The sequence below is a fragment of the Ruegeria sp. YKSD179 genome, from assembly GCF_059612885.1.
On the sequence record NZ_JBXWRL010000048.1, the window covers coordinates 39,318 to 45,613 of the forward strand.

9 protein-coding genes are annotated in these 6,296 nt (G+C 53.6%); 7 read left to right on the plus strand and 2 right to left on the minus strand.

The window, feature by feature from the left end; genetic code table 11:
- Nucleotides 1-6 precede the first annotated feature (6 nt).
- The 7 genes from AC2FNE_RS19250 to smpB all read left to right on the plus strand — a co-directional run bounded on the left by AC2FNE_RS19250 (nucleotide 7) and on the right by smpB (nucleotide 4,983).
- On the plus strand, nucleotides 7-651 hold the full coding sequence (locus AC2FNE_RS19250; RefSeq protein ID WP_170602967.1) for a queuosine precursor transporter: 645 nt from the start codon (nucleotides 7-9) through the stop codon (nucleotides 649-651).
- 263 nt (nucleotides 652-914) lie between these two features.
- A complete protein-coding gene (arfB, locus tag AC2FNE_RS19255) occupies nucleotides 915-1,334 on the plus strand; it encodes an alternative ribosome rescue aminoacyl-tRNA hydrolase ArfB (RefSeq protein ID WP_170479608.1) in 420 nt (139 codons plus the stop codon).
- 54 nt (nucleotides 1,335-1,388) lie between these two features.
- On the plus strand, nucleotides 1,389-2,135 hold the full coding sequence (locus tag AC2FNE_RS19260) for an SDR family oxidoreductase (protein WP_170602969.1): 747 nt from the start codon (nucleotides 1,389-1,391) through the stop codon (nucleotides 2,133-2,135).
- A gap of 13 nt (nucleotides 2,136-2,148) precedes the next feature.
- Entirely contained in the window at nucleotides 2,149-3,165 is a 1,017-nt protein-coding gene (locus tag AC2FNE_RS19265) for a P1 family peptidase (protein ID WP_170602970.1), read from the plus strand.
- Between the two features lie 110 nt (nucleotides 3,166-3,275).
- The gene (locus AC2FNE_RS19270; protein WP_170602971.1) at nucleotides 3,276-3,689 is read left to right on the plus strand and encodes a c-type cytochrome; all 414 of its coding nucleotides are present in this window, start codon (nucleotides 3,276-3,278) and stop codon (nucleotides 3,687-3,689) included.
- Between the two features lie 215 nt (nucleotides 3,690-3,904).
- Nucleotides 3,905-4,447: an isopentenyl-diphosphate Delta-isomerase gene (idi, locus tag AC2FNE_RS19275; protein ID WP_170479600.1), complete on the plus strand. Its 543-nt coding sequence runs from the start codon at nucleotides 3,905-3,907 to the stop codon at nucleotides 4,445-4,447.
- A gap of 59 nt (nucleotides 4,448-4,506) precedes the next feature.
- The gene (gene smpB, locus AC2FNE_RS19280; RefSeq protein WP_170479598.1) at nucleotides 4,507-4,983 is read left to right on the plus strand and encodes an SsrA-binding protein SmpB; all 477 of its coding nucleotides are present in this window, start codon (nucleotides 4,507-4,509) and stop codon (nucleotides 4,981-4,983) included.
- A gap of 3 nt (nucleotides 4,984-4,986) precedes the next feature.
- Here the strand turns inward: smpB and AC2FNE_RS19285 are convergent, their stop codons facing one another.
- A complete protein-coding gene (locus tag AC2FNE_RS19285; protein ID WP_496806070.1) occupies nucleotides 4,987-5,778 on the minus strand; it encodes a sulfatase-like hydrolase/transferase in 792 nt (263 codons plus the stop codon).
- A 47-nt stretch (nucleotides 5,779-5,825) separates the two neighbouring features.
- Nucleotides 5,826-6,215 (minus strand): hypothetical protein, encoded by a 390-nt coding sequence (locus tag AC2FNE_RS19290; RefSeq protein ID WP_496806071.1) that lies wholly within the window; start codon nucleotides 6,213-6,215, stop codon nucleotides 5,826-5,828.
- Nucleotides 6,216-6,296: the final 81 nt, after the last annotated feature.

Sequence of the window (6,296 nt, forward strand, 5' to 3'; positions counted from 1 at the left end):
CAAAACATGCAACGCGCTTACATTCCCGGCATCATTGCCATGGCCTCTATCGTTGTGGCCTCAAACATTCTGGTCCAATTCCTGATCTTCGACGGGCTTTTGACTTGGGGTGCTTTCACCTATCCGCTGGCCTTTTTGATAACCGATATCATGAATCGCGTTTACGGCGTGGGTCCGGCCCGCAAGGTTGTGTTGGCAGGTTTTGTCACCGGCATCGTCTGCTCGCTGATCGGCAGCCAGATCATGCTTCAGGGTGATGGCTTCACCTACGCCGCGGTACCTCTGCGGATCGCAGTTGCCTCGGGTACGGCTTTCTTGATCGCGCAACTGACGGACGTCACAGTGTTCAATTCGCTGCGCGGCGGCCGCTGGTGGCGCGCGCCGCTTGTCTCGACGTTGGTCGGATCGGCGCTGGACACCGCGATCTTCTTCACTTTGGCCTTCTCGGCCTCGGTCACCTTCTTCGGCGCAAACGCTGATGCCGCGATTAACTGGGCGTGGGAACCTATGCCGTTCATGCTGTCCGGCCCAATAGCGCCATTGTGGGTGACGCTGGCCTTCGCTGACTGGCTAGTCAAACTCTCGCTGGCTCTGATCGCCCTGATCCCGTTCAAAGTTATCGTTGGGCGGCTCACGGCTCAGCCTGCTTAAAAAAACGCTTTGAGAATGGCACAACTTGTGTCAGGCTTACAATTAACCGCAACAGATAGAAAAGGAGGTGATCCAGTGTCGAGAAAGAGATTGGAGAGAGGTGTCGGAACAACCGGGGGGATCGCCTGTTAGGGCAGCCCTTGGCGGAGCGCTCGCTCCGGCTGGTCGATTGATCTAACCGACCCGACCTCCTGAACTTTCGAAGGGCCGTCCCGTTGGGGCGGCCCTTTCTGTTTATGTCTGGCCCTTGTAAAGTCGCTCCAATGTTGCGCATCAACGACAATATCACACTACAAGATTGGGAAATAACCGAGAGCTTTGTGCGCTCATCCGGTCCCGGCGGGCAAAACGTCAATAAAGTCTCGACAGCTGTCGAATTGCGGTTCGAAGCCGCGCGCTCACCATCTTTGCCGGACTCGGTTAAAACTCGGCTGAAACGTTTAGCTGGGCGGCGCTGGACTAAAGAAGGCGCGATTATCATCCAATGTGAAGAAACCCGATCTCAGGCCCGTAACCGTGAGATTGCCCGCGCGAGACTGACCGAGTTGATCACCCGCGCGTTAGTGAAACCAAAGCGACGCATCGCCACCAAACCCACTTTCGGGTCTGTTAAACGTCGACTGGCGGCAAAAAAGGCTCGATCGGATGTGAAAGCGTTGCGCGGTAAGGTCTCGGAAGATTGATCTGGTAGTTTCGCTGTGCCTTGCTAGTCTGATCGCGCAAGGGAGAGCAAGATCATGAGGTTAGAGGGAAAAACCGCAATTGTTACCGGCGGCGCGTCCGGTTTCGGTGCTGGGATTGTGCAGAAGTTCCTGTCCGAAGGCGCGCAGGTAATGATTGCTGATATAAATCGCGACGCGGCCGAAGTTCAGGCAAGGCAACTTGGACCGAATGCAATAGCTCAGTTGGTGGATGTAGCGGACCCAGGTTCGGTGCATGCTATGGCAGACACAGCGCGGGATCGATTCGGTCACCTGGACATACTTGTGAATAATGCCGGCGTAACTCACCTGCCGATGCCGCTGGAAGAGGTCAACGAAGAAGACTTTGACCGCGTCTTCAACGTGAATATGAAATCCGTCTATCTGACTGCTCGTGCTTTTGTGCCGGCGATGAAAGCGCGGGGGGCAGGTGCGATACTAAACGTGGCCTCGACAGCAGGCCTGTCACCTCGCCCAAACCTAAACTGGTACAACGCCTCAAAAGGCTGGATGATCACAGCGACTAAAACGATGGCTGTAGAACTGGCCCCGTCAGGTGTGCGTGTGAATGCAATCTGCCCTGTGGCTGGGGAGACACCTTTGCTTAAGTCCTTCATGGGAGAGGACACGCCTGAAATGCGCGCCAAGTTTTTGTCGACCATCCCGCTGGGCCGGTTTTCGACGCCCGAAGACATGGCAAATGCAGCATGTTTCCTCTGCTCCGACGAGGCCAGTATGATCACCGGCACCGCACTTGAGGTCGACGGCGGTCGATGTATCTGAGGATAGGCGCAATATGACCCCGGGATCCAGAAACCTGATCACCGATGTTCCCGGCCTTTTAGTCGGAAACGCGGAAGACCACGCGCTGAAGTCCGGAACCACTGTTCTAACTGCCGCAGAGCCGTTTACCGCTTCTGTACATGTCATGGGCGGTGCACCGGGGACTCGGGAAACAGACTTGCTCGCTCCGGATAAGTCGGTGACACGCGTCGACGCAATTGCGTTGTCCGGTGGATCAGCATTTGGCCTGGACGCCTGTTCAGGTGTGTCAGATGCACTTTACACCCAAGGCCGCGGCTTCAATGTCGGGAACGCGGTTGTTCCAATTGTGCCCGGCGCGATCTTGTTCGATCTTTTAAACGGTGGCGACAAAAGTTGGACAGAAAACCCCTATCGAGCGTTAGGGCGCGCCGCGTATTTGACCGCTGCAGAGGACTTTCGCCTTGGTACCGCTGGCGCAGGTACCGGGGCACTGGCGGCGATGCACAAAGGTGGTCTTGGCTCGGCTTCCTTGCAGTTGGAAAGCGGTGTAACGGTTGGTGCGCTTGTGGCGGCTAACCCTTTGGGTAGTGTGACTACACCGGGGAATCGCCACTTCTGGGCCGCACATTTCGAAATTGGATCTGAATTTGGTGGTGTTGGCCCTGATCCGAGTTCAGGTCTGGGCCCAATTCCAAAAAGCCTGAAGGCACAGGCAATGCACCCCGCATCGCCGGAAAAAGCCAATACAACGATTGCCATCGTTGCGACAGACGCCGCCTTATCCAAACCGCAATGTCAGCGTTTGGCTATGGCGGCCCACGACGGGATCGCCCGAGCAATTATGCCTTCTCACACTCCGGGTGACGGCGATCTGGTTTTTGGGATCAGTACCGGATCGCAAGAGGTTGAAGAAGGGGCCTTGGCTTTGATTGGGCATTCCGCGTCGCTTTGTCTGGCCCGTGCGATTGCTCGTGCTGTTTTTTTGGCGTCGTCCAGCGCAGGCGATCTGCTGCCGTGCTGGTCCGAGATGCATGATAACCGCGAGTGACCGTCAATACACCGCTGTGACACAGTGACATCACGCGGCAATCTGCGCGTTGACTCTGCCTAAAACCAGCCTTCCATTCAGTGTAGAAAAAACGCATCGGAGCATCAGCTATGAAACGAATTCTAGCCACCGTGATTGTCTGCCTGCTGTCCTTTCCCGCCCTTGCAGAAGGCGATGCTGAGGCAGGTAAAAAAGGTTTTAACAAATGTAAGTCCTGCCACATGATTGCTGATCCAGCAGGTGAAGTCATCGTTAAAGGCGGCAAGACTGGACCTAACCTTTACGGTGTTGCGGGCCGCACCGCAGGCACGGTTGAAGGGTACAAATATGGCGACAGCATCGTTGAAGCCGGTGAAAACGGTCTGGTCTGGGATGAAGAAACATTTGTTGCCTATGCAGAGGATCCCAAGGCTTTTCTAAAGGACTATCTGGGTGAGACGGCGGCAAAATCCAAAATGACTTTCAAGCTAAAAAAAGGTGCAGAAGACGTCTATGCCTATATCGTGAGTGTGTCCGGAGAGTAGTGGCAAAAGAATATTCGAAGACATAGACCGAAGTTTGGCCGCTATCCCTGCGGCCATTCGCACGATTGATTCTCGAACTGATCGAAAGCACCTTTGTATCATCGGATGGTCCCCCGCTCACCTTCAAAAAAGATCATCCAGAACGTCAGGCTGCTTTGGGCGTAGCTATCCCGTTATTACCGCCGCGAAATTGTTTCGGCAGCAGGAGAGAATAGATGGGTATCATGATTCCAGCATGGGTAAATGGCGTTCTGGTTCCCGTGGACAAGCTGGAAGCACATGAAAAGGGCCTTAAGCACAAGGCGGTTTCGGTCTTTTTGGTGCGCGGTACTGAAATTCTAATCCAGCGACGCGCGATGGGAAAATATCATACTCCCGGTCTTTGGGCGAACACCTGCTGCACCCACCCGGATTGGAACGAAAGCGCATCGGTTTGCGCAGTGCGGAGATTGGCTGAGGAGCTAGGGATCACTGGTTTGTACCCAGAATATCGACACCGTCTGGAGTATCATGCGGATGTTGGTAATGACATGGTGGAACATGAAGTGGTTGATGTGTTTCTGGCCCATGTGCGCGGTCAGTTGAAAATCGATCCTAATGCTGACGAAGTCATGGACATACGCTGGGTTGATTATCATGATCTGTTGGCGGAAGTGAAACGTCACCCGGATCGTTTTACACCTTGGTTGAAGATATATCTGCACAACCATGCAGATACGATTTTTGGGCCTGACTTGATCATTTCGGCTAATTCTTAGGATACCGAATAAAATCCCGGCCTTGCATGGTTTGCCCAAGCCGCCTAAATCAACGCCCCATGGCCAAGCAGAAGACAGACCCGAATTATAAAGTGATTGCTGAGAACCGGCGTGCGCGCTTCGATTATGCAATTGAGGATGATCTGGAATGCGGCATTGTGCTAGAGGGTTCCGAGGTCAAATCCTTGCGCGCAGGTGGGTCAAACATTGCAGATAGCTATGCCTCAGTGGACGACGGAGAGCTTTGGCTGGTTAACAGCTATATTGCCCCGTACGAACAGGCCAAAGTGTTCAAACACGAGGAGCGTCGTCGCCGCAAGCTTTTGGTTTCAAAAAAACAGATGGCGAGTCTTTGGAACGCGACGCAGCGTAAAGGCATGACCTTGGTGCCGCTGGTTTTGTACTTTAACCACAAAGGCCGGGCTAAGATTAAGATCGGTATCGCCAAAGGTAAGAAGATTCACGACAAGCGTGAAACGCAAGCCAAGCGGGACTGGTCACGCCAAAAGCAACGTCTGATGAAGGATCATAGCTGATCCCTATTTCTGAACTGATGCGCGTTTTATGTTGAAGGCTTCGACAGCTGCTGCGGTTTCGGGGCGGATGTTTTCGATTCCTTCATAAGGCGGTCCATATGCAGGAGGTGTATCGGGGTACTTTTCCTTGCGGGCCAAATGGCGACCAAGGATGCGCACGAATTCCTGCCCTCCCCAAGCGCCGACCTCGGTTGAAACCGGATATTTTTCGTGAGTATCCCGATAGATGTCGTAGAACTCGGCAAGAATCGCGCTTTCACCAGCTGCGGGAAGATTCAGGCGCAGCTTGTCCTTCACAATGGCTTTAGGAGAGTCGATGGAATAGATGATCACGCTATCGCGTCGCCCTTTGGATTCATCTTCGAACAGAATCGATGCGGACTGATCAACACCATCAACCAGGCGGTCTGTAGGAATGCCGCCTTCGGCGCCAGCGAACCGAGATAGTGTCGTATAAAGGTCCGACACATGTATGATGTTGTTGATCATGGAATCAGCTCCGATCATTCCGGGCCAACGGATAAACGCATCGACGCGTACACCACCTTCGGTCGTATCACCTTTGCCGCCTCTGAAGATCATCGGCGAATATCCCGATTGTGGAGAATACTTTGTGAAATGGCCGTTATCGCCCATCACAACGATTATGGTGTTCTCAGTCAGACCCAGTGTATCCACTTCGGCAAACAGATCGCCAAGCCAAGTGTCCAGCAATTGCATTTTGTCAACGTAAAGCCCACCGTTAGGGCTGTCTGGCCCATCACGGCCCGCCCGTGTGTTGTCCAGTGGGATCATGGGCCAATACTGCAAAAAGAATGGGTCTTTACCGCTGGCCAGCCTCTTCAACTCGGACGGGTTTTGTCCTGAAACGCCTGATTCATTTCGTCATACTTTTCAGCGTTCCAACGTTCGCCCGGTTCCATCCTGATTTCTCTTATCGGACCACCGTTTTCGCCTTCGATTACCGTCATCATGGCCGAAGCGTCGGGCCGGAAAAGATCGTCCAAAGTGTAAACCGGGTCGAAATCCGCAATGCCGACCGAAACCTGTTCACGGATGGCATCGTCGTGAAAAATGGTGAGCTGACCTTGTTGATGGATGGCATGTTGAGCGTAATCAAACCCCTGGTTCATCGCCCAGCTTTCGGCAATGTCGCCCATATGCCACTTTCCGACATGGCTGGTCGCGTAGCCTGCGTCTTTTAGGCAGCACACCCATAAATTTCTGTTCATTCACATAGGCTTGTGATTCACTTTCGCAAAACAACAGGCGGGAGTGGGAAATTGGCGCGATCTGACATGAGCGATTTGGAG

Excerpts from the sequence above, each read along its gene's own strand:
- AC2FNE_RS19285 (WP_496806070.1), bottom strand. The coding sequence starts at position 5,778 with ATGATCCCACTGGACAACACACGGGCGGGCCGTGATGGGCCAGACAGC.
- AC2FNE_RS19265 (WP_170602970.1), top strand. The coding sequence starts at position 2,149 with ATGACCCCGGGATCCAGAAACCTGATCACCGATGTTCCCGGCCTTTTA.
- AC2FNE_RS19250 (WP_170602967.1), top strand. The coding sequence starts at position 7 with ATGCAACGCGCTTACATTCCCGGCATCATTGCCATGGCCTCTATCGTT.
- AC2FNE_RS19270 (WP_170602971.1), top strand. The coding sequence starts at position 3,276 with ATGAAACGAATTCTAGCCACCGTGATTGTCTGCCTGCTGTCCTTTCCC.
- AC2FNE_RS19260 (WP_170602969.1), top strand. The coding sequence starts at position 1,389 with ATGAGGTTAGAGGGAAAAACCGCAATTGTTACCGGCGGCGCGTCCGGT.
- idi (WP_170479600.1), top strand. The coding sequence starts at position 3,905 with ATGGGTATCATGATTCCAGCATGGGTAAATGGCGTTCTGGTTCCCGTG.
- arfB (WP_170479608.1), top strand. The coding sequence starts at position 915 with ATGTTGCGCATCAACGACAATATCACACTACAAGATTGGGAAATAACC.
- AC2FNE_RS19290 (WP_496806071.1), bottom strand. The coding sequence starts at position 6,215 with ATGAACAGAAATTTATGGGTGTGCTGCCTAAAAGACGCAGGCTACGCG.
- smpB (WP_170479598.1), top strand. The coding sequence starts at position 4,507 with ATGGCCAAGCAGAAGACAGACCCGAATTATAAAGTGATTGCTGAGAAC.